This is a genomic window from Pseudomonas sp. GW821-FHT04C07 (assembly GCF_059420325.1).
Window position 1 is genome coordinate 105,573 of record NZ_JBWKTM010000010.1, and the last position, 21,251, is coordinate 126,823.

A 21,251-nucleotide genomic window follows, 5' to 3' on the forward strand; every position below is an offset into this window, starting at 1 on the left:
ATCTCGATTGCAGAGTAGCGCGAAGCCAGCCCCTGTGCCAGAGCCTCAAGAAGCCGGGGTGATATCGAGGATTTGAATGCTGTACTGATCTTTCAGGCTTTTGACCGTGGGGTCATCGATACGGCCTTCCAGATCATTGAGATCGAGCTCGGCCGGGACTGGCAGCAACTTTGCAAGTATCAAGTGCGCAGCCTGCTCCATGGTGGGTTCTTGCTCGCAGTCAAACTGCTCGACGGTTTGAACACCATGATCATCAACGAAAGTGACTTCCCACTTTTGCATTGGTGCCTCCTCGATAAAACCCATGGATGGGCTTACATCATCTCGACCTTGAGCAGTGAGCATCGTTCCACCCACAGCACTCAGAGACTTTGCATAAAGAAGGCCGCCAACAGGCGTAATGCTGGTCAGTTAAGGCAGTTGTAGGAGCGAGCTTGCTCCGGGCGGCGTTCCGACGATGGACTTAAGTGCGCCGCGTTTAGCCAGTAAACACGCGTTATCGTTAACGACCATCGCGAGCAAGCTCGCTCCTACAGTGGACCACATTCGCTTAACTGAACGGCATTACGCCAACAGGCGACCTTCTTTCAAAGAGCAACCGGTTCAATACCTTATGGTTTTTCAGCGCGCTGTTTCAGCGCCTTCAAAGTGTTGAACGGGGCGTCAACGACGAACTTGTTGGCCAGCCACGACGGCACACTGCCGCCCGGTTCGGTGTGAACCTGGTAGGTCACTTCGATCTGATCTGCGCCTTTGGGTACGAACTTCCAGAAGCCTTGGACCTGAGCGACCCGCACGAAACCCTTTTCTTCAGGAATATACGTTGGCACACCTTCCAGTTTGCGGGTCAGGCTGCCATCGGCGCCTTCGACTGTGGTGACGTGCAGTACCGAATCGCGTGGGGTAACCGGCCAGGGCGGACTGAACTGAGTGTAGGTCCAGCTCTGATCGCCTTCGTGCTTGAGCAGTTTCTGCGATTTGCACTCATGAATCCAGGCGCACGCCCCTGAGACATCCTCTTGCAAGGCACGCAGTTTGGCGATGGAGGTCTTCATGATCGTCACGCCGCGATAGGCCTTGTATTGGGAGCCGGCGACTTCACTCAGGGAAATCTTGATCCCGTTTTCATCCTTGGCAGTCTGCCAATCTTCGGCCTGAGCCGTTGCGGCCAGCAGAACAGTCAAACCACACAGCACAGCCATTCGATGCAGCGAACCCATTGTCTTATTCCTTATTGTTGAAGTTCCGTACATTGAAAACACTAAGCCGCCGTCATTTGCTCCCACCAACCCAACAATTTGATAGCTTCTTCACGGCTGCTGCCGCACACCTCGACATCCGCCTGAAAAGCCGCGCAGACCGTCGGCCGCTCGGGCATCCCGAAGATGGCGCACAGGTGCTCGGCAGTAAGGTGCACGCAACGTTCTCCCGCGGCTTTGCCATTGGGCATGCCGGGGATCGGTGAACTGATGGAAGGGGCAATGCAACAGGCGCCACAGCCTTCACGGCAATTCATGACGAACAAACTCCTCGTGACGGCCAAAGTGTTTAATGACGAGCAATAGAGTACCCGCTAAAACAGCCGTTTGAAATTAGCCAGACCGTGGTTTTTTCACTCAAACAGCCGTGACTGACCAGTCTCCGACAAAGCGTCAAGACCGTGGGTCACAGCAAGGTGTTTGTACTTACTGTTTGAACTGGAAATCCAGCGCGGCACCTTCGACCTCGCGACGCTCTTCATTACGTAGCTGCAACCCCATTTCATTGTTGAGCAAGCGACCGTTGAGCTGAAACGGACTGTCCGACTTTGGTTTTGCGCCAAACAACTTTGGCAGTAATGGCTGGCGCTTGGTCTGCAGCAGTGCACCCGGGGGCTGCAAATCCCTGACCATATCCTGCGGCAGGCTCAAGTCCAGATTGACCGCAGGCAACGGGGTTTGCACTACTTCACTTGCCGGCTTTGACCTGGAAGCGATGGGCGCACGCTTTTTGACAGGCGCGTGTTTTTTTACCGATGCAGGCTTCTGCGATTTCGCCGTGGAAGCAGCCACAACCGGCTTGTCCTGGCTGGAAGCCGCCATCACCGTCACGTTATTGAAGACACTCAATAAGCAGACTAACAACCAACCAACAGGAAAAATCGCTTTCATAGGCACTACAGCACTAACGGCAGAGGTGGCATATGCTCGCTTGTTGAACGGTCCATGACAAGCTCCCGATAAGCCGACCACTCGACGGGACCTGGCCCCTGTCAGAAACCGCCCGCCGCCTCCTGACAAAGCTGACTTGCGAGCATGCCCAAGGTCATCAGCGTTCGCTCGGCCTCGCGGTTCCACGGAATGCCGCAGTTCAATCGAATGCAGTGATTGAACTGCTCGGTGTTACTGAAAATCAGCCCCGGCGCGATGCTGATGCCCTGTTGCAAGGCGCGCACATGCAGTTCTTGGGTATTGACCCGGCCAGGCAGGCTGACCCAGAGGATGAAGCCGCCGGTGGGTCGGGTCATCTGCGTGCCTTCCGGGAAATACTGCTGCACCGCCAGCTGGAAAGCACTGAGGTTCTTGCGGTACTCCTGACGGATATAGCGCAGATGGCGATCATAACCGCCGTTCTCCAGATAAGACGCGATCCCCATTTGCGTGACGCTGCACGCAGAATGGGTGCTGAAAGTCTGCAAACGCTGGATTTCCTGTTGGTACTTACCGGCGATCATCCAGCCGATCCGTACACCGGGTGACAAGGTCTTGGAAAAGCTCGAGCAGTAGATCACCCGATCCAGCCGGTCGTAGGCCTTCAGTGCCTTGGTACGGCCCTGCTCGAACATCAGTTCGCCGTAAATATCATCCTCGACAACCTGGATATCGAAATCCGATGCCAGACGCAGCAACTGCTTCTGCCGCTCCTCAGGCATGGTGCCGCCCAACGGGTTGCTCAGGCGCGTGGTCAGGACCAGGGCCTTGATCGACCACTGGTTCGCCGCCAATTGCAGCGCTTCAAGGCTCATGCCAATGGCAGGGTCGCTCGGGATCTCGATGACTTTCAGGCCCAGCAGATCGGCCAGTTGCAGCAGTCCGTAATAGGTCGGCGACTCAGCCGCGATCAGATCGCCTGGTCGGGTCAACACCCGCAACGACATCTGCAAGGCGTCGACGCAACCGTGGGTGATCACCACTTCCGATGGATCGACCACCACACCGGCATCACGCATACGAATCGCCACTTGTCGGCGTAACGGTTCAAAACCCGGACTAAACATGTAACTGAAGGCCCGCGGGCTATGAAAGCGCGTGACCTTGGCCAATTGCTGATGCAGAGCACGCACCGGCAGATAGTCGACACTCGGAACGGCGGCCCCCAGCGGAAACACGCCTTCGCGCCGCGACTCGACCAACACCTGCTGAATGATGCTGCTGCGAGTGACCAGACCTGGCCGCTCAACCCGGGCGATATCCGGGGTTGGCGCTGTCAGGGCCGGCGTCTGGTGCACGTAATAACCGGACTGCGGCCTGGCACGAATCAGCCCCTGGTCTTCGAGATTGGCGTAAGCCTGAAGCACCGTCGCATGGCTGACGTTGAGCTGCGAGCTCATCTTGCGTACCGAGGGCACGCGCTCGCCCGGCTGATAGACACCACGACGGATATCCTCAGCCAATTGCTGAGCGATACGTTGATAGAGCAAGAGATTGGTCATGACGCAGCACTCGATTTCACGGGCATTTTATTTTTGTGCAGAACAATACCGGAACAGTTTAGAAGTGTACGGGGACAGTTGCCACAATAGTTGACCGTACAGTGCAGTGTCAGCAAAAACTGTACTGTATTACCAGCCAATTCGCAGGTACAAAAAAGCCCGGCACCTCAGGTTACCGGGCTTTCGGTGGCGAGGGCCTTAGCGGGAAGCGCCGAGCTGGCCTTTCTCGTCGGAGAACACAATTTCCACGCGGCGATTCTGCGCACGTCCGCGCTCGGAGGCGTTGGCCTCCACCGGATACTCATCGCCGTAGCCTTCGACCTGGATACGCTTGTCCTCGATACCCAGATCAATCAACACGTCGGCAACTGCTTGAGCACGATCACGAGACAAACTGAGATTGTCCTGCTTGCCGCCGGTGCTGTCGGTATAGCCTTCAATCCGCACTACGCGCTTGGGATTGAGCTGGAGGAACTGAACGATTTTCAGCACCGTGCGATTGGCCGAGTTTTTCAAGTCCGCTTCGCCGGTATCGAACAACACATCCCCCAAGGTCATGACCAGACCGCGGTCGGTCTGAGTCGTCGCCAGGCTGATGATCTGCTCTTCCAGCCATTTGCCCTGCTGCTGCACGCTGAGCAGCTTGGCCTCACGCAAGGCCAATTGCAGGCGCTGACGCTCCAGCTCAAGTTTCGCCGTGCGCTCCTGGTTCAGTATCTGTTCACTGTGTTCTCGGGCAATTTCACTGTAGCGCTGGCTCAGGTAGGCGTAATGCGCTACATCCTTACCGCTGCCCCAGTAGCTCGACAGACGATCGGCGCGAGCCAGAGACTCACCGGCGCGAATCACGTCCTTGGGCGCGACGCGCAGCACATTCGAGTCTTCCTTGACCTTCTGGAAGTCGGCGCTGGCCTGGCGCAAAGCGGCGTCACTGTGCTGGCCGGCACAACCGTACAGGCTCGCGCAACCGGCCAATAGCAGACCACCGAATACTCTGGTCTTCAGGCTCATTGGGCATCTCCCAGTTGCTTGCGCAGGCGAGTGATACGGGTGTTGAGCACTTTCAGTTGTTCCTGGCTTTTCTGGGTCAGGACCCGTGCTTCAGCCAGACGGGCGTCCAGCTCAGCCTGTTCAGCTTGCATGCGCGCGTCCTTGAACGATTGGTGAACCATGTCAGCCTGAGCCTGGGTGAACTTGCCTTCAGCGAGTTTCAGCTCAGCGACGTCTTCAGTTGTCGCGCCCACGGCTTTGGCTTGTTCCAGGGCTTGCCCGGTCAAGCGCATCTGTTCATTCGGCGCCGGATCGGCTGCGCAACCGGCCAGAGCCAGAACGGCCAGGACAGCGAAAAGAGGTCGAATAGTCACTAGAAAATCCCAGGGTGCGTTCTTAATAAAGGGCGGATCGCGTTGATGCTGTGGTCGTGCCAGGCAAGGCGCGGGACGCAGGAGATGCTTTTCGCCTCTTCAAGTCCTGCAACGCAACATGGCTCGACCACAGCTTCAACCCGAAGGGCCTGGCCCCAATGCTCATTGTTCCTGTCTCACCCCGATTTTGGCGGGGCGATGGCGCGACCGTCATTTATTGAGGACGCACCCTAAAGTTTTGGGCTGACGGGTTGCTGTAACTGTGCCTTCCAGCGCTCTAGATTGCGCTGCAGCACGGCTTCCGTCAGGCCGGACGCGGGCAATTCTGTCATCTTTTTGGCCAACTGTCCGCGTAACCATGGGTCGTTGCAGGCAGAGTTATGGGAAACCGCGAGGAACAGGCCCGGTTTATCAATCGGTTGTGGATGGGCCGCCAGATCATTGGCCATCCCCAGAGTCTGGGCCGTCGCCATTCCTGCATAGCGTCCGGCAAGTACGTATTGCACCTCGCCTAAAAGCAGCTTCTGAAAGGCCTCGGTCAGGTTGGGCAGGCGCACAAGGCTCAACTGCACCTTGGCGAACGCTTCAAACGGCTGGGTCAAACGGGCCTTTTCCGACACAGCGCCAGGATGACCGTGCAAGTCTTTCGCCTCGTTGTAGACCAGCACCGAATCCTTGCGAGTCCAGACCAGATAGTCGTTCTCCACCAACGGTGGATGAATGTAATCCAGCGTTTCCAGTTCATTCACCGTCAACGGTGCATCGGCGAGGATGTCCATACGTCCGCTGCGTACTTCATCCAGGGCTTGCGAGCGCAGGCCTGCGTACAGCAACTCGACCTTGAGCCCCAGCTCTCCCGCGATCTGTTGTAACAGATCGGCGCTGGCACCGATCAAGTGTGTCGGGTCTTGCGGGTCGCGCCACAGATACGGCGGTGCATCCGGGCTGCCGGTCACCACCAGGCGTTCGCATTTGCCTGCTGCGACCGACAGCACAGGCAAAACCGAAAGGCCCACCAGCAATGACAGGCCACTCCAGCGACGCAGATCCATGGCGAATTTCTCCCACTCAAATCAAAGACAATAAAAAGCCCGGCCAAAAGACCGGGCTCCTTATAAGTCAAGCCGCTGGATTAGACCAGCTTCTCAAACTCGGGTATGGCTTCGAACAAGTCCGCGACCAGGCCGTAATCGGCCACCTGGAAGATCGGCGCTTCTTCGTCCTTGTTGATCGCAACGATCACCTTGGAGTCTTTCATGCCGGCCAGGTGCTGGATCGCGCCGGAGATACCGACGGCGATGTACAGCTGTGGTGCAACGATCTTGCCGGTCTGACCGACCTGCATGTCGTTCGGTACGAAACCTGCGTCGACCGCAGCGCGGGAAGCGCCAACAGCAGCGCCCAGCTTGTCGGCCAGGGCGTACAGGTGCTTGAAGTTGTCGCCGTTCTGCATGCCGCGACCGCCGGAAACGACGATCTTGGCAGCGGTCAGTTCCGGACGATCGGACTTGGCCAGTTCTTCGCCAACGAAGCTGGAAGTGCCAGCGTCGTGAGCAGCCGCAACCGCTTCAACGGCAGCCGAACCACCTTCAGCGGCAACCGGGTCGAAACCGGTAGCACGCACGGTGATGACTTTTACCGACGCGTTGGACTGAACGGTAGCGATGGCGTTGCCGGCATAGATTGGGCGCTTGAAGGTGTCAGCGCTTTCAACCGAGATGATCTCGGAGATCTGGTCAACGTCCAGCTGAGCGGCAACGCGCGGCAGGATGTTTTTGCCGTTGGAGGTGGCGGCAGCCAGGATGTGGCTGTAGCCCTTGCCCAACTCCGCTACCAGCGGTGCAACGTTTTCTGGCAGTTGGTGTGCGTAGGCAGCGTTGTCGGCGACCAGCACTTTGGCCACGCCAGCGATTTTGGCGGCAGCTTCAGCTACAGCGCCAACGCCCTGACCGGCAACCAGAACGTGGATGTCACCACCGATTTTGGCGGCAGCCGCCACGGTGTTCAGCGTGGCCGGGGCCACTACTTTGTTGTCGTGTTCGGCGATTACCAAGATAGTCATGATTAGATTACCTTCGCTTCGTTTTTCAGTTTCTCGACCAGTTCAGCCACCGACTTGACCTTGATGCCTGCGCTGCGTGCAGCCGGCGCTTCGACTTTCAGGGTTTTGTTGGTGGAGGCGGTGGAAACGCCCAAAGCGTCAGGAGTCAGCACTTCAAGTGGCTTCTTCTTGGCTTTCATGATGTTTGGCAGGGACGCATAGCGCGGCTCGTTCAAACGCAGGTCGGTGGTGACAATGGCCGGCAGTTTCAGCGAAACGGTCTGTGCACCGCCGTCGATTTCACGGGTCACGGCAACGTTGTCGCCAGTGACTTCGACTTTCGAGGCGAAGGTGCCCTGACCGTAACCGCTCAGTGCAGCGAGCATCTGGCCAGTCTGGTTGTTGTCGCTGTCGATGGCTTGTTTGCCAAGGATCACCAGCTGAGGCTGTTCCTTGTCGACAACAGCCTTGAGCAGCTTGGCAACGGCCAGGGAAGTCAGGTCTTCGGCGGATTCGACGAGGATGGCGCGGTCGGCACCCAGAGCCAGCGCGGTGCGCAGTTGCTCTTGAGCGGTGGACGGGCCGATGGAGACGACGACGATTTCAGTCGCAACACCTTTCTCTTTCAGGCGTACGGCTTCTTCCACTGCGATTTCGCAGAAAGGGTTCATCGACATCTTGACGTTAGCGAGATCGACGCCGGAGTTGTCCGCTTTGACGCGAACCTTGACGTTATAGTCGACCACTCGTTTGACAGCTACAAGAACCTTCATGGATTCCTCGTTACTCTCCGGTGAAAAGAAAGTCGCCTAGGCGAACCTGGCGGTTGATGCTCATCGGGCACAAGGGCACCTCTAAAAACGCCGGCATTTGTAATGGTGACCCAGCTCACGAAGCGTGATGACCGTTCGTCAGTGGTGACTAACGAGTCATTCTGTGTCGCGACGTGTAAACTTCGCGCCAAACCTGCGCTGCGCGTCACCTTGTACTGCCTTCGCCCTGTCTTTAGAGGTGCTCTTGAAACCAACAGTCAGCCTACGGCGAGCGCAAAACCGCCCGTATCTTGACCGGAACACCTATTCCGGTCAATACGCCAAAATGGCCAGTCATAAGCCGCGCTTCTTTGATTTCTCTGGGCTGGAGCAAATTCAAACAAACGTTTGTATTGGACGCTAAGAGTGGTGTAGATATAATGCGCCGCCTAGAGAGAAGGGTGGCTCATCGATTGTCCTCTCCCAGCGTTGTGCAGGGATTCATGGATGCGACACCAAACCTCCAATTAGAAAAAAAACTGTTGAGCCTTGAGTAGGAGATAACCTGTGGAACGCGAATACATGGAATTCGACGTGGTCATCGTCGGTGCCGGCCCCGCTGGTCTTTCCGCCGCCTGCCGATTGAAGCAGAAGGCCACCGAAGCCGGTAAGGAAATTAGCGTCTGCGTGGTCGAAAAAGGCTCCGAAGTCGGCGCTCACATTCTGTCTGGCGCGGTGTTCGAACCTCGGGCGCTGAACGAACTGTTCCCGGACTGGAAAGAACTCGGCGCACCGCTGAACACTCCGGTCACTCGCGATGACATCTTCGTTCTGAAGAACGCCGATGGCGCGATCAAGATTCCAGACCTCTTTGTGCCCAAGACCATGCACAACGAAGGCAACTACATCATCTCCCTGGGCAACCTGTGCCGCTGGTTGGCCCAGCAGGCCGAGAACCTGGGCGTAGAGATCTACCCAGGCTTCGCCGCTCAGGAAGCACTGTTCGACGAAAACGGCGTGGTTCGCGGGATCATCACCGGCGACCTCGGCGTTGACCGTGAAGGCAATCCGAAAGAAGGCCTGTACACCCCCGGCATGGAACTGCGTGGCAAGTACACGCTGTTCGCCGAAGGCTGCCGTGGCCATATCGGCAAGCAACTGATCAAGCGCTTCAACCTCGACACCGATGCCGACGCCCAGCACTACGGCATCGGCCTGAAAGAAATCTGGGAAATCGATCCGGCCAAGCATCAGCCAGGCCTGGTGGTGCACACTGCCGGTTGGCCGCTGGACATCATGGGCACCGAAAACACCGGTGGCTCGTTCCTCTATCACCTGGAAAACAACCAGGTTGTAGTCGGCCTGATCGTCGACCTGTCCTACAGCAACACTTACCTGTCGCCGTTCGACGAGTTCCAGCGCCTCAAGCATCACCCGGTGCTCAAGCAGTACCTGGAAGGTGGCAAGCGCATCAGCTACGGCGCCCGCGCCATCTGCAAAGGCGGCCTGAACTCGCTGCCGAAGATGGTCTTCAAGGGCGGCGCACTGATCGGTTGCGACCTCGGCACCCTGAACTTCGCCAAGATCAAAGGCAGTCACACCGCGATGAAGTCCGGCATGCTCGCCGCTGACGCCGTGGCCGACGCCCTGTTCGCAGGTTCCGAAGGCGCTGATGAACTGAACAGCTACGTTGAATCGTTCAAAGCCAGCTGGCTCTACGAAGAACTGTTCGCCAGCCGCAACTTCGGCCCGGCGATCCACAAGTACGGCGCTATCGTCGGCGGTGGTTTCAACTGGCTCGACCAGAACATCTTCGGCGGCAAACTGCCGTTCACCTTGCACGACACCAAGCCGGACTACGCTTGCCTCAAGCTCGCGGCCGACAGCAAGAAGATCGACTACCCGAAACCGGATGGCAAAATCAGCTTCGACAAACTCAGCTCGGTGTTCATCTCTGGTACTAACCATGAAGAAGAGCAGCCGTGCCATCTGAAGCTGGCCGACCTGAGCATTCCGATCAACAAAAACCTGCCGCTGTACGACGAACCGGCGCAGCGCTACTGCCCGGCCGGCGTCTATGAAGTGATCACCAAGGAAGACGGTGAGAAGCGCTTCCAGATCAACGCCCAGAACTGCGTGCACTGCAAGACCTGTGACATCAAGGACCCTGCGCAGAACATCACCTGGGTTGCGCCGGAAGGCGCGGGTGGGCCGACTTACCCGAATATGTAAGTCAAATGGCCAAACATCAAGGCTCCCGAAATGGGGGCCTTTTTGTTGCCTGGAGAAAACACACCGCCCCTTGTAGCAGCTGGCGAAGCCTGCGTTCGGCCGCGAAGCGGTCGTGAAACTTCAAAACGCGATTACCCTGATAAATTGAGCCGTCTGGCTTGCAACCGCTTCGTCCGAACGCAGCCCGCACCGAACGCAGGCTTCGCCAGCTGCTACGGAGACCTCGCGGCGCCTGAAATCTAAGCCACCCGCTCATCCCCCGGATTACGCTCAAAGTAGCGCTTGTACTCGCGACTGAATTGCGACGTGCTCTGATAACCCACCCGATGCGCAACCTGCGCCACTCCCAGCCCTTCCGACAGCAACAACTGCTGCGCCTTGAGCAAACGCAAGCGCTTCAAATACTGCACCGGCGACAACAAGGTGCTGCGCTTGAAATGCTCATGAAAGGTCGACGTACTCATGTTCGCGCAACTGGCCAGCGTCTCGACGTTCAGCGGCTCGGTGAAGTGCGCATGCAAATGACTCAAGGACGCCGCAATCCGGGCAAATTGTCCCTGTTGCTCGACCAACGCCCGCAGCACATCAGCCTGCGGACCGCGTAACGCCACGAACAACAACTCACGCAACCGCGCCTGCCCCATGACCTGACACTCCAGCGGATCGTGCAGGCAGTGCAACAAGCGCTCGACACAGCCACGCATGCCGTCATCGAGTACCGCCGAGGTCATGGATTCGGGGGTTTGCGCAGGCGTATTGCGCCCATGCACCAACCCCATAGCCAACCCCATAGCCAACACCAGTTCGCCCAAAAGCGCGCGGTCGATGGCAATCGAAACCCCGAGCAATGGCGCATCAGCCATGGCAAACGTTTCGCATTCGAAAGGCACCGGCAGTGCCTGAATCAGGTAATGCCCGGCACCGTATTCCAGCGTACGCGCGCCCAGATAGGCGACTTTGCTGCCTTGGGCAATGATCATCAGGCTCGGCTCATAGATCTGCGGGCCACGCGCCACATCGCAACTGGCTCTGAGTACATGCACGCCGGGCAAGCGTGTCGGCACGAAACCATCACGGGTCGCCAACGGCTGAATCAGCGCAACCAACGCGGCATTGGCATCGAGATGACGGGTCAACAACATGGCAAAAACTTCACGAAAAAAGGGATGAAAGCATCATCGCAGGTCTGAGCGCCAATGCGACCTATCCACCGAGGATGCCGGAGGAATAGGCATAAGACGCGGAGGAATCGTCATGGCCGGTGAGGCGGACGGCGCGGAAAATCCCCCACCTCCCCCGTCACTGCTTTTGCGAGGTTCACCATGTATACCGCCATCGGTTACGCCGCCCAGTCAGCCACCACTCCCCTAGCCCCGATGACCTTCGAACGTCGCAGCCCGCGTGCCGACGACGTAGCGATCGAGATTCTCTACTGCGGCGTCTGCCACTCCGACATCCACCAGGCCCGCAACGAATGGGGCATCGCCGTTTACCCACTGATGCCCGGCCACGAAATTGTCGGCAAAGTCACCGCCATCGGCGCCAATGTCACCGCCCACAAGGTGGGTGATCTGGTCGGTGTCGGCTGCATGGTCGACTCGTGCCGCCACTGCGAAGCCTGCCATGCCGACCTCGAGCAATATTGCCTCGAAGGTCCGACCCTGACCTACGCGACCCCGGACCGGGTCGACGGCAGCAACACCATGGGCGGTTACTCCGACAGCATCGTAGTCAGCGAGCACTTCGTCGTACGTATCCCCGAGACACTCGACCCGGCCAGCGCTGCGCCGATTCTCTGCGCGGGCATCACCACCTACTCACCGCTCAAACACTACGGCGTGAAAGCCGGCGACAAAGTGGGGATTCTCGGCATGGGCGGCCTCGGTCACATGGGCATCAAGTTTGCCAAAGCCATGGGCGCTGAAGTGACGTTGTTCACCCGCTCAGCGAGCAAGGCCGAAGAAGGTCGTCGCCAGGGTGCGGACCACGTAATCGTCTCCACCGACGCCGAACAGATGAAGGCCGCAGCCGGACAGTTCAACTTTTTGCTCGACACCATTCCGGTGCAGCACGATCTCAACCCCTACCTCGATACGCTGCGCTTCGACGGCGTGCACATCCTCGTCGGCCTGATCGAGCCGATCGATCCGCCCATCCACGCCGCCAAACTGGTACTGGGTCGTCGAGTGCTGGCCGGCTCGTTGATTGGTGGTATCGCAGAAACCCAGGAAGTGCTGGATTTCTGCGCCGAGCACAACATCACCTGCGACATCGAAATGCTCGACATCCGCCAGATCAACGAGGCTTACAGCCGCATGATCGCCGGTGACGTGAAGTACCGCTTCGTCATCGACATGGCGACCTTGAAGGTCTGATCAGACGTTAGCGGCTTATACCTTACCCCCTAACTCTACCGATAGCCGAGCCGCGCCCCCTTTGATCAGGGGAATCAGCTCGGCCATTTTTTTTCCAGCGGCATGTATGGCACCGTGCTGGCGGTGCTTTGGCTGGGCACGAAGACCTCATCGGCGAAACGGCCCGCTCAAACAACCCACAGGGACGCTGGTCGAGCCGGCCTTCTACGCCGAGCGCAGAGGGGACTATCGTTCACTGCCTTTGATACAGCCGTTTTTTTGAGGGTGCACCAAACGCCTAGACCCAACCACCATCGACGATGAAGTTTTGCGCCGAACACATGGAAGACGCCTCGGAGGCCAGGAAAAGCGCCATGTTTGCTATATGGAAAGGTTCCACGTTACCCGGCAGGCATTGGCTGCGGCTAATCAACTCCCTGGCGGCATCGTCAACCCAGAACGCGAGCTGCTTTTCTGTCATCACCCATCCTGGAACCAGGGTGTTGACCCTGATACGCCATGGCCCCAACTCCCGTGCCAACGCCCTGGTCATGCCGTGGGTTGCCGCTTTACTGGCCGCGTAGACCGGGTATCCACTGGAGGCCATCATCCAGCCAATGGAGCCCAGATTGATGATCGCGCCCTCCCCGGCGGCCTTCATCATGGGGACCACCGCCCGGGCGGCAAAAAAAGCATGCTTCAAATTGACGGAAATCAGTTTGTCGAAAGTCTCCGAGTCAACTTCATCCAAGGTGTGCCTGACATCATTGGCGGCATTGTTCACCAGGACATTCACAGGCCCCAGGGTCTGCGCAAAGCGTCCAATCGCCTCCTTATAAGCGCTCTCGTCAGTGATATCACAGTGAGCGAACTCGACCCTATGGCCCTCAGCCAACAATTGGGCCGCCAACTGCTCACCTTGGCTTTTGGCCATGTCCACGAACGCAACCTTTGCTCCCTGCCGGGCAAAAGCGCAAACCATGGCCTCACCGATCCCCGAGGCACCGCCGGAAATCAATACGGTTTTATCTTTGAGGTCGGTGTACACGGCCGGCACGCCGGCGCCCGTTTCATTAGTCATATGACGGTTACTCCACAGTAGGCACTTCGATTCAAGCAGCGGGACTCATGGTGCGCTCGGGCACTCATGGATCATTTTCGCCAGCCACCAAATTAGTCTTACTTTATATTGCAAAATCAGTCTTTAAGACTATAAATTTACTGCATTTTCGACAAAATATCGCTAATTAGTAGAACTATTAAACTCAAAACAACAAAAGGACGTTCAACCATGCCGCAATCCCGACACCTGCTTTCCGGCCTCGGCCTTTCCCTGATGATGGCCAGCCTCGGCGTCCAGGCCGGTGGCCTGTCCAGCGAACACAAGGCTTTTGGCAAGACCCATGATGGAACCGCCATCGAGCAATATGTGTTGCGCAACAGCCATGGCATGCAAGCCACGGTCATTACCTACGGCGGCGTCTTGCAATCGTTGAAAGTGCCGGACAAGAACGGCAAGTTCGAAGACGTGGTACTGGGCTTTGACGATGTCCAGGGTTATCAGAGCGGCAAGGCATTCTTCGGCGCGACCATCGGACGCTACGGCAATCGCCTGGCCCAGGGTGCCTTCGAACTGGACGGCAAGCGTTACCAGATGCCGCTCAACGATGGCCCCAACTCGCTGCACGGTGGTGCGCTGGGTTTCGACAAGCGCGTCTGGAAAGCACAACCGGTCAACAGCAAGGATTCGGTCGGTGTGACCTTGAGCTACCTGTCGCCAGACGGTGAGATGGGCTTTCCCGGCAACCTGAAGGTCGAGATCACCTACAGCCTCAACGACCATAACGAGCTGCGCATCGAGTACAAGGCCTCCACCGACAAACCCACGGTGCTGAACCTCACCAACCACAGTTACTTCAATCTCGCCGGGGCCGGTAACGGTGACGTGCTCAAACAGCTCGCCACCTTGCACGCCAGCCATTACACACCGGTCAACGGCACCTTGATTCCAACCGGTGAACTGGCCCCGGTAGCCGGCACACCGATGGACTTTCGGCAACCGACCGCCATCGGCCAGCGCATCAAGGATGATCATCCGCAACTCAAATTCGCCGAGCCGAAACAAGGTGGTTTTGACTTCAACTGGGTCCTGGATGCCAAGGGTGATGTCAGCCAACTCGCCGCCGATGTGCGCGACCCGCAATCCGGCCGTCGCTTACAGCTCTACACCAGCGAACCCGGGGTGCAGTTCTACACCAGCAACTTCCTCGACGGTTCGGTCAAGGGCAAGGCTGGCAAGGCCTACGGACACTGGAGCGCATTCACCCTGGAAACCCAGCACTACCCCGACTCGCCGAACCAGCCGGGCTTCCCTAGCACACGGCTGGATCCAGGCCAGACGTATGCCCAGAACACCGTCCTGAAGTTCTCGGCCGACTGAACCTGAACCTGAACGCCCCTGAACCTGTAGGAGATGTCGAGCCTTGGCGAGGCTGCGATAGCGGCAGTACAGTCAACGTTGATGTTGCCTGACCCACCGCTATCGCAGCCTCGCCAAGGCTCGACAGCTCCTACATACCCCCCCTAGTCCCCAGTGAACACATGGAACGCATAGAACATCCCACATTGAACAACCGCGATCAGCGTTGTTTCATGCGGTCGATCACCACGGCCAACAGCAGAATGGAACCCCGAATCACGTACTGGTAAAACGTGTCGATGTTTTTCAGGTTCATGGCATTCTCGATGATCGCCAGAATCAACACCCCGGCAATCACGTGCCGAATCATGCCGATCCCGCCGCTCAACGACACCCCACCCAGCACGCAGGCGGAAATCACCGTCAATTCGAAACCCTGGCCGATCATCGGCTGGCCGGAGGTCATGCGCGAAGCCAGGATCACCCCGGCCAAGGCACCGATGACCCCGTGCACGGCGAAGATGATGATCTTGGTCCGGTCGACGTTGACCCCGGCCAGCAGCGCCGCTTCCTGGTTGCCGCCAATGGCCATGGTGTTGCGCCCATAGGTGGTGTAATTGAGCAGCCAACCAAAAAACAGGAAACAGCCGATGGTGATCAGGATTGGCACTGGCACGCCGAACAACTGGCCATTGCCATAGATGAAGAACTGATCCTGGGACACGCCGACTGCCTTGCCGTTGGCAAAGATATAGGCCAGGCCACGCACGATTTGCATGGTCGCCAACGTTGTGATCAGCGCGTTGATCCGCAGCTTGGCAATCACGATCCCGTTGATCAGCCCGACAAGCAGCCCCAGCAGCAGCGCCGCGCCGATACCGAGCAACACGCTGTCGGTGTCGCGCATCACCACCGCGGCAACGACCCCGGCACAGGCAATCACCGAGCCCACCGACAAGTCGAAATGTCCGGACGCCAGGCAATACAACATGGTGCACGCGGCGATGCCCGTGGTGGAAATCGCCAACCCCAGGCCGCGCATGTTCAGGGGCGAGAGGAAGTTGTCGATGAGCAGGGTGCAGAGCACAAAGATCCCCAGTGCCGCCAACAGCATCGCCCAATTATCGAGCAGGGCGCGCACATCCAGGGGTTTGTGCGTCGTCGGCAACGCGTTGTTTTGGGTTGTCATAGTCACCTCTCAGTTCACCTGGCCGTCAGCGCGTTGGCGCGGCAAGGCCAGTTGCAGCAAGTTGGATTCATTGGCCTGTTCGCGGTTTTTCTCGCCGCGCATCACGCCTTCGCAAAGCACCAGGACGCGGTCGGAGACGCCCATCACTTCCATCAGGTCGCTGGACACTACGATCACCGCAATCCCGCTGGCGGCCAGGTTATGGATAATCTGGTAAATCTCGGCTTTCGCGCCGATATCGATACCGCGCGTCGGCTCGTCGAGCAGCAGCACCTTCATCGGCATCGACAGCCAGCGACCCAGAATGGCCTTCTGCTGATTGCCCCCCGACAGGTACATGATTTTCTGCGCCGCATGGGGCGTTTTCACTTTCAACGCCTTGATCTGCTTGTCGGCGTTGCTCTTCTCCCAACTGTCGCGCAACAGCCAGCCAAACCGGGAATGAGCGCCGCGTGCGCTGATGTTGATGTTCTCGGCAACGCTCGCAAGCGGCACGATGCCCTCTTTCTTGCGGTCCTCGGGACACAGCAGGACACCGGCGGCAATGGCATCGCGCGGCGAGCGCAGCTTCAGTTCCTCACCGCACAGCCGCAGGCTTCCAGCCGTACTGCGCTCAAGACCGCCAAGCAGGCGCAGCAGCTCGGTGCGCCCGGCACCGACCAGCCCGAACAGGCCGAGAATCTCGCCTTTATACGCCTCGAAACTCACCGCGGAGCGCAAGCCAGGCCCCAACAGGCCATCGACCTTGAGCGCCACCTCGCCCCGTTGACGAGGTCGGTAGTCGTAGATGTCCTGAATGTCGCGACCGACCATGCAGGTGACCAACTGATCGTGGGTCAGCTCGCTCATGTCCTCGAACGTGCGCACGTAACGACCGTCCTTGAACACGGTCACCGCATCGCAGATACGGAACACTTCCTCCATGCGATGGGAAACGTACAGCACCACTTTGCCCTCTGCCCGCAGGCGCCCGATGATCGCCATCAAGCGCTCGATTTCCCGGGTCGACAGGCTGCTGGTGGGTTCGTCGAAGGCAATCACATGGGCGCCACGGGACAACGCCTTGGCGATCTCCACCAACTGCCGTTGCCCCAGGGACAGACGGCCGAGCTTTTCCAGCGGATCGATTTCATCGGCCAGGCCCTTGAGACAGGCCAGTGCCTGCTCGCGCAAAGCACGGCGGTTGATCACACCGAAACGGGTCGGCAAATGCCCGAGAAACAGATTTTCCGCCACGGTCATTTCCGGCACCAGGTGCAACTCCTGGTGGATGACAGCCACTCCGCAGGCAATGCTGTCGGCGGCGCACTTGAAGACCATCGTCTGCTCGCCGATCTGCAGGCTTCCGCTGCTGGGGCTGTAGGCACCGCCGAGGACTTTGAGCAAGGTCGACTTGCCTGCACCGTTTTCGCCCATCAGGGCATGCACCCGCCCCGGGTGGGCAGTAAAGCTGATAGAGTCCAGCGCCTTGACCCCGGGAAAGGTTTTGCCAATACCGTTGAAGCACAGACTGCCGCCGGCACTGTGCTGTTGTTTGTTCAATTGCGCATGCATAACCACCTCATCACACCGATCAGGCAGCCTTGTCACCAAGGCCGCCGAGGAAAACAACCGACCTCAGTTCCACAGACCGATCTTTTCCAGTTCCTGCTTGAAGTTGTCACGCGTGATCAGTGTCACCTTGTCCATCGCGGTGTATTTCGCGGGTTCCTTGCCGGTGGTGACCCACTCGAACATCATGCTCGCGGTGTTGTAACCCTCAAGGTGCGGACTGGGCAGCATCGAGCCGAAGAAGCCACTGTTGGGCTTCTTCAATTCGCCGATGGCGTCGGTGCCATTGATACCGATACCAATGACATTGGCTGCGGCAAAACCGGCGCTTTCGGTGGCGCGCACGGCGCCCAGTACGCTGTTGTCGTTCATGCCGCCGACGATCAGTTTTTTCGCCGTACCCGGCAGCTTCACCAGTGCCGAGTTGGTGGCGTCCATGCTGCCCGGCACGTCGAGGGTCTTGAGCGGTGCAAACAGGATGTGGTCTTTCGGCAGGCCGGCGTCTTCAAGGGATTTGACTGACCCATCGATACGTTTCTTGCCGGTATCGAGTTCGTTGTAGGTAGTGATCACCGCGTAGGTGTCTTTCCAGTCCCAACCGCGCTTCTTCGCTTCGCCAGCCATGGCGGCGCCCTGCTGCTGGCCCACTTCGAAGGCGGCCATGCCGAGGTAGGGCACGTCCTCCATGAACTTGCCGCCGGCATCGACGAAGCGGTCATCCACCGCAATCACTTTCAAATCATTGGCCTTGGCCCTGGCCACGATCGCAGGGCCCAGGGACACATCCGGCGCGCAAATCACGAAGCCCTTGGCGCCGTTGGCGGCGAGGCTGTCGATGGCCGAGAGGGTTTTCTCGCCATCCGGCACGGCGATCTTGATCACGGTAAAGCCCTTGTCCTTACCGGCCTTTTCAGCGAAAGCCCATTCGGTCTGGAACCAGGGCTCCTCCGCTTGCTTGACCAGAAACCCGATCTTCGCGGGCTCGGCGGCGGCCAGCAACAGGCTGCTCATGCTGACGGCCGATGCCGCCAGGGCGATACTGCACAGGGAACGGATTACACGATGACGACGATTCATAAGGTGACTCCTTGTTGTTGTTGTGAGTGCGAGCTGTGAACCAGTGCAGCCTGATGTTTGAAATTTATCCTGCAAATCGGTGACAGATTTTCCCGGCGATATCGACCTCAATGGCCAGCACCGCCCCGTCCAGCGGATGATTGAGCGGGCTTGCGGCGCTGGTGATGTACAAGGTTCGCAGATCCTTGCCACCGAACACGCAACTGGTGGGTCGGCTGACGGGGAGCTCGATCACGCGGTCGACCTCGCCGTCGGGCGCCAACCTGAGCAGGCAACCGCCGTCCCAGCGGGCATTCCAGAGATAGCCTTCGGCGTCCATGGCCGAACCGTCCGGGACACCGCGCGGGTGCGGCCCGAACCACTTCCGGGGCGGATCGAGTTGGCCGTCGATACCGATCGAATACCGATACAGCGTGCCGTCCAGGCTGTCGCCAAAATACACCTGCGTGGCGTCCTCGCTCCAAAGCAAGGTATTGGGAATACCCAGGCCACGCAGTAGCGGCGTGACTCGCGCATCGGCGTCGATACGGAACAAGCCACCGGAACGCCGCAGGACCGGCAGGTCTTCGCCCTGCTCCCCGATGTTGTTCTGCATGGTGCCCAGCCAGAGCCTGCCCCCGGCATCGCAACGGGCCTCGTTGGGACGATTGCCCGGTTGCGAATCGGCGACGCAGAGCAAGGACAGGCGCGGCGCCGCTTGTGTGGAGCTCAGGTCAAGGCGATACACGCCGCTGCTCAGGGTCACCAACGCATCGCCGCTTTCGCAGGGAATGAACGCCGACACAGGCTCCGGCAGTTGCCAGACCTGCAGATTTTCGCCACTCAGGCGTAATGCCTGTTGGCCGGCAATATCGACCCAATACAGGGCCCGGCCGGGCGCGTCCCAGAACGGACCCTCGCCCAGTTGCGCACGGTGTTCGGTCACTGCGGTCCACACCATGAAGCCTCCTGGATAGTTACTGTTTTTCGGGCGCTGACGAGCTTGCGCGCGTTACAGCCGGTCACGCGATGGCTGTCCATCCACCAGACGTTGAATGCGCAACGGGTTGGCATTTTTCAATGCGTCCGGGAGCAAACTGTCGGGGTAGTTTTGAAAGCACACCGGGCGCAGGAAACGGTCGATGGCCAGGGTCCCCACTGACGTGCCACGGGCATCCGAGGTCGCCGGAAAAGGCCCGCCGTGCACCATCGAGTCACAGACCTCGACACCGGTCGGATAACCGTTGAGCAAGATGCGACCGACCTTCTGCTCCAGTAACGGCGTCAGCTCGCTGAACTGCGCGAAGTCCGCGGTTTCGCCAATGATCGTCGCCGTCAGTTGGCCGTGCAGCCCGTGCAATGCGGCGCTGAGTTGCGCCTGATCGGCCACTTCAACGAACACGGTGGTCGGACCGAACACTTCTTCCTGCAGCACTTCATCACCATTGACCAGCAAACTCGCATCAGCCTTGAACAACTGTGGCTGCGCCTGATTACCCGCTTGTGGATGGCCGGCCAGGTGCTCGATGCCAGGGTGCGCAAGGAGCCTTTGCAAGCCTTTGCCATAACTGCTCAACGTGCCGGTGTTGAGCATGGTCTGGGCGGGCTGGTCGCCGATAAGTTGCGCGACCTGCCGAGTGAACGCAGTGAACTGCGGTGAACCGATGCCGATCACCAGGCCCGGGTTGGTACAGAACTGACCGCAGCCTTGCACCACCGAGGCGGTCAGGTCACGGGCGATGGTATCTGCCCGCGCTTGCAGCGCCTGGGGTAACACGATCACCGGGTTGATGCTCGACATCTCGGCGAACACCGGGATCGGTTGCGGGCGTGCCGCCGCCATGTCGCACAGCGCTCGACCGCCCTTGAGCGAGCCGGTGAAACCGACCGCCTGGATTGCCGGATGCTTGACCAACGCCTCACCGACCCCGGCGCCATAGATCATGTTGAATACGCCGGCGGGCATTCCGTTTGCCTCGGCCGCCCGGATGATCGCATCGGCGACCCGTTCGGCGGTCGCCATGTGCCCGCTGTGCGCCTTGAAGACCACGGGACAACCGGCCGCCAGCGCCGCAGCCGTGTCGCCGCCGGCAGTGGAAAACGCCAGCGGAAAATTGCTCGCGCCAAACACCGCCACCGGCCCCAGGCCAATGCGGTACTGACGCAGATCCGGGCGCGGTAACGGTTGGCGATCAGGCAACGCCCGATCGATGCGCGCCCCGTAGAAATCGCCACGATGCAGCACGTCGGCGAACAGCCGCATCTGGCCACTGGTACGCTTGCGCTCGCCCTGGATGCGTGCAACGGGCAACGCGGTTTCACGGCAAACCAGGGCGATGAACTCATCGTCCAGCGCATCCAGTTCATCGGCCACTGACGCCAGGAAATACGCGCGACGCTGCGCACTCAAGGCTCGATAGGCCGGGTAGGCCGTCGCGGCAGCATTGGCGGCGGCATCGACCTCCTGCGCCGTCGCCTGGTGGAAAGCATGGGGCAATGCTTCGCCAGTCTGCGCGTCGAAGCTCTGCAGGGTCACGGTGCCGGTCGCACTGCGCCGGCCGCCGATGTAGTTGTGACCAAGAATCTGAGTCATGCCTGTCTC

The 21,251-nt window shown here is 59.0% G+C and carries 20 protein-coding genes and 1 pseudogene; 3 read left to right on the forward strand and 18 right to left on the reverse strand.

Annotated features, from left to right (window positions below):
* Positions 1-45: 45 nt before the first annotated feature.
* The 10 genes from AC07UI_RS18990 to AC07UI_RS19035 form a co-directional block, all read right to left on the reverse strand.
* Positions 46-306 (reverse strand): hypothetical protein, encoded by a 261-nt coding sequence (locus AC07UI_RS18990; RefSeq protein WP_494994080.1) that lies wholly within the window; start codon positions 304-306, stop codon positions 46-48.
* Positions 307-611: 305 nt separating this feature from the next.
* Positions 612-1,220 carry an START domain-containing protein gene (locus AC07UI_RS18995; RefSeq protein WP_494993959.1) on the reverse strand — a complete coding sequence of 203 codons (609 nt, stop codon included), beginning with the start codon at positions 1,218-1,220 and terminating at the stop codon, positions 612-614.
* Between the two features lie 41 nt (positions 1,221-1,261).
* On the reverse strand, positions 1,262-1,516 hold the full coding sequence (locus AC07UI_RS19000; protein ID WP_494993960.1) for a YkgJ family cysteine cluster protein: 255 nt from the start codon (positions 1,514-1,516) through the stop codon (positions 1,262-1,264).
* 169 nt (positions 1,517-1,685) lie between these two features.
* Positions 1,686-2,150: a translation initiation factor 2 gene (locus tag AC07UI_RS19005; RefSeq protein WP_494993961.1), complete on the reverse strand. Its 465-nt coding sequence runs from the start codon at positions 2,148-2,150 to the stop codon at positions 1,686-1,688.
* Positions 2,151-2,251: 101 nt separating this feature from the next.
* Complete coding sequence (locus AC07UI_RS19010) at positions 2,252-3,691, reverse strand: aminotransferase-like domain-containing protein (RefSeq protein ID WP_494993962.1); 1,440 nt, start codon at positions 3,689-3,691, stop codon at positions 2,252-2,254.
* Positions 3,692-3,889: 198 nt separating this feature from the next.
* Entirely contained in the window at positions 3,890-4,702 is an 813-nt protein-coding gene (locus AC07UI_RS19015) for an OmpA family protein (RefSeq protein ID WP_494993963.1), read from the reverse strand.
* Positions 4,699-5,055: a DUF4398 domain-containing protein gene (locus tag AC07UI_RS19020; RefSeq protein WP_494993964.1), complete on the reverse strand. Its 357-nt coding sequence runs from the start codon at positions 5,053-5,055 to the stop codon at positions 4,699-4,701. Before AC07UI_RS19020 ends, AC07UI_RS19015 begins: the two co-directional genes overlap by 4 nt.
* A gap of 230 nt (positions 5,056-5,285) precedes the next feature.
* A complete protein-coding gene (locus AC07UI_RS19025; RefSeq protein ID WP_494993965.1) occupies positions 5,286-6,107 on the reverse strand; it encodes a substrate-binding periplasmic protein in 822 nt (273 codons plus the stop codon).
* A gap of 80 nt (positions 6,108-6,187) precedes the next feature.
* The gene (locus tag AC07UI_RS19030) at positions 6,188-7,117 is read right to left on the reverse strand and encodes an electron transfer flavoprotein subunit alpha/FixB family protein (RefSeq protein ID WP_477768316.1); all 930 of its coding nucleotides are present in this window, start codon (positions 7,115-7,117) and stop codon (positions 6,188-6,190) included.
* A gap of 2 nt (positions 7,118-7,119) precedes the next feature.
* Positions 7,120-7,869 (reverse strand): electron transfer flavoprotein subunit beta/FixA family protein, encoded by a 750-nt coding sequence (locus AC07UI_RS19035; RefSeq protein ID WP_477768317.1) that lies wholly within the window; start codon positions 7,867-7,869, stop codon positions 7,120-7,122.
* Positions 7,870-8,415: 546 nt separating this feature from the next.
* On the opposite strand from AC07UI_RS19035, the gene AC07UI_RS19040 reads away from it, so the two are divergent.
* Positions 8,416-10,080 (forward strand): electron transfer flavoprotein-ubiquinone oxidoreductase, encoded by a 1,665-nt coding sequence (locus AC07UI_RS19040; RefSeq protein WP_494993966.1) that lies wholly within the window; start codon positions 8,416-8,418, stop codon positions 10,078-10,080.
* 239 nt (positions 10,081-10,319) lie between these two features.
* Here AC07UI_RS19040 and AC07UI_RS19045 read toward each other — a convergent pair whose 3' ends face one another.
* The gene (locus AC07UI_RS19045) at positions 10,320-11,222 is read right to left on the reverse strand and encodes an AraC family transcriptional regulator (RefSeq protein ID WP_494993967.1); all 903 of its coding nucleotides are present in this window, start codon (positions 11,220-11,222) and stop codon (positions 10,320-10,322) included.
* A 180-nt stretch (positions 11,223-11,402) separates the two neighbouring features.
* Here AC07UI_RS19045 and AC07UI_RS19050 point away from each other — a divergent pair, with 180 nt between their 5' ends.
* Entirely contained in the window at positions 11,403-12,455 is a 1,053-nt protein-coding gene (locus AC07UI_RS19050) for an NAD(P)-dependent alcohol dehydrogenase (protein WP_494993968.1), read from the forward strand.
* Between the two features lie 15 nt (positions 12,456-12,470).
* On the opposite strand, the pseudogene AC07UI_RS19055 reads toward AC07UI_RS19050, so the two are convergent.
* Both AC07UI_RS19055 and AC07UI_RS19060 read right to left on the reverse strand, forming a co-directional pair.
* A pseudogene (locus AC07UI_RS19055) lies at positions 12,471-12,586 on the reverse strand (IclR family transcriptional regulator); the annotation flags it as partial.
* A 146-nt stretch (positions 12,587-12,732) separates the two neighbouring features.
* Positions 12,733-13,515, reverse strand: a complete 783-nt coding sequence (locus tag AC07UI_RS19060; protein ID WP_494993969.1) for an SDR family NAD(P)-dependent oxidoreductase — start codon at positions 13,513-13,515, stop codon at positions 12,733-12,735.
* Positions 13,516-13,725: 210 nt separating this feature from the next.
* Here AC07UI_RS19060 and AC07UI_RS19065 point away from each other — a divergent pair, with 210 nt between their 5' ends.
* Entirely contained in the window at positions 13,726-14,874 is a 1,149-nt protein-coding gene (locus AC07UI_RS19065; RefSeq protein WP_494993970.1) for an aldose epimerase family protein, read from the forward strand.
* A 199-nt stretch (positions 14,875-15,073) separates the two neighbouring features.
* Here AC07UI_RS19065 and araH read toward each other — a convergent pair whose 3' ends face one another.
* The 5 genes from araH to AC07UI_RS19090 all read right to left on the reverse strand — a co-directional run bounded on the left by araH (position 15,074) and on the right by AC07UI_RS19090 (position 21,242).
* Positions 15,074-16,042: an L-arabinose ABC transporter permease AraH gene (araH, locus tag AC07UI_RS19070; RefSeq protein WP_123583067.1), complete on the reverse strand. Its 969-nt coding sequence runs from the start codon at positions 16,040-16,042 to the stop codon at positions 15,074-15,076.
* Positions 16,043-16,051: 9 nt separating this feature from the next.
* Positions 16,052-17,596: an L-arabinose ABC transporter ATP-binding protein AraG gene (gene araG, locus AC07UI_RS19075; protein WP_494993971.1), complete on the reverse strand. Its 1,545-nt coding sequence runs from the start codon at positions 17,594-17,596 to the stop codon at positions 16,052-16,054.
* Positions 17,597-17,659: 63 nt separating this feature from the next.
* Complete coding sequence (locus AC07UI_RS19080) at positions 17,660-18,670, reverse strand: substrate-binding domain-containing protein (protein WP_494993972.1); 1,011 nt, start codon at positions 18,668-18,670, stop codon at positions 17,660-17,662.
* A 64-nt stretch (positions 18,671-18,734) separates the two neighbouring features.
* Positions 18,735-19,610 carry an SMP-30/gluconolactonase/LRE family protein gene (locus AC07UI_RS19085; protein WP_494993973.1) on the reverse strand — a complete coding sequence of 292 codons (876 nt, stop codon included), beginning with the start codon at positions 19,608-19,610 and terminating at the stop codon, positions 18,735-18,737.
* A 51-nt stretch (positions 19,611-19,661) separates the two neighbouring features.
* Positions 19,662-21,242 carry an aldehyde dehydrogenase (NADP(+)) gene (locus AC07UI_RS19090; RefSeq protein WP_494993974.1) on the reverse strand — a complete coding sequence of 527 codons (1,581 nt, stop codon included), beginning with the start codon at positions 21,240-21,242 and terminating at the stop codon, positions 19,662-19,664.
* Positions 21,243-21,251 lie beyond the last annotated feature (9 nt).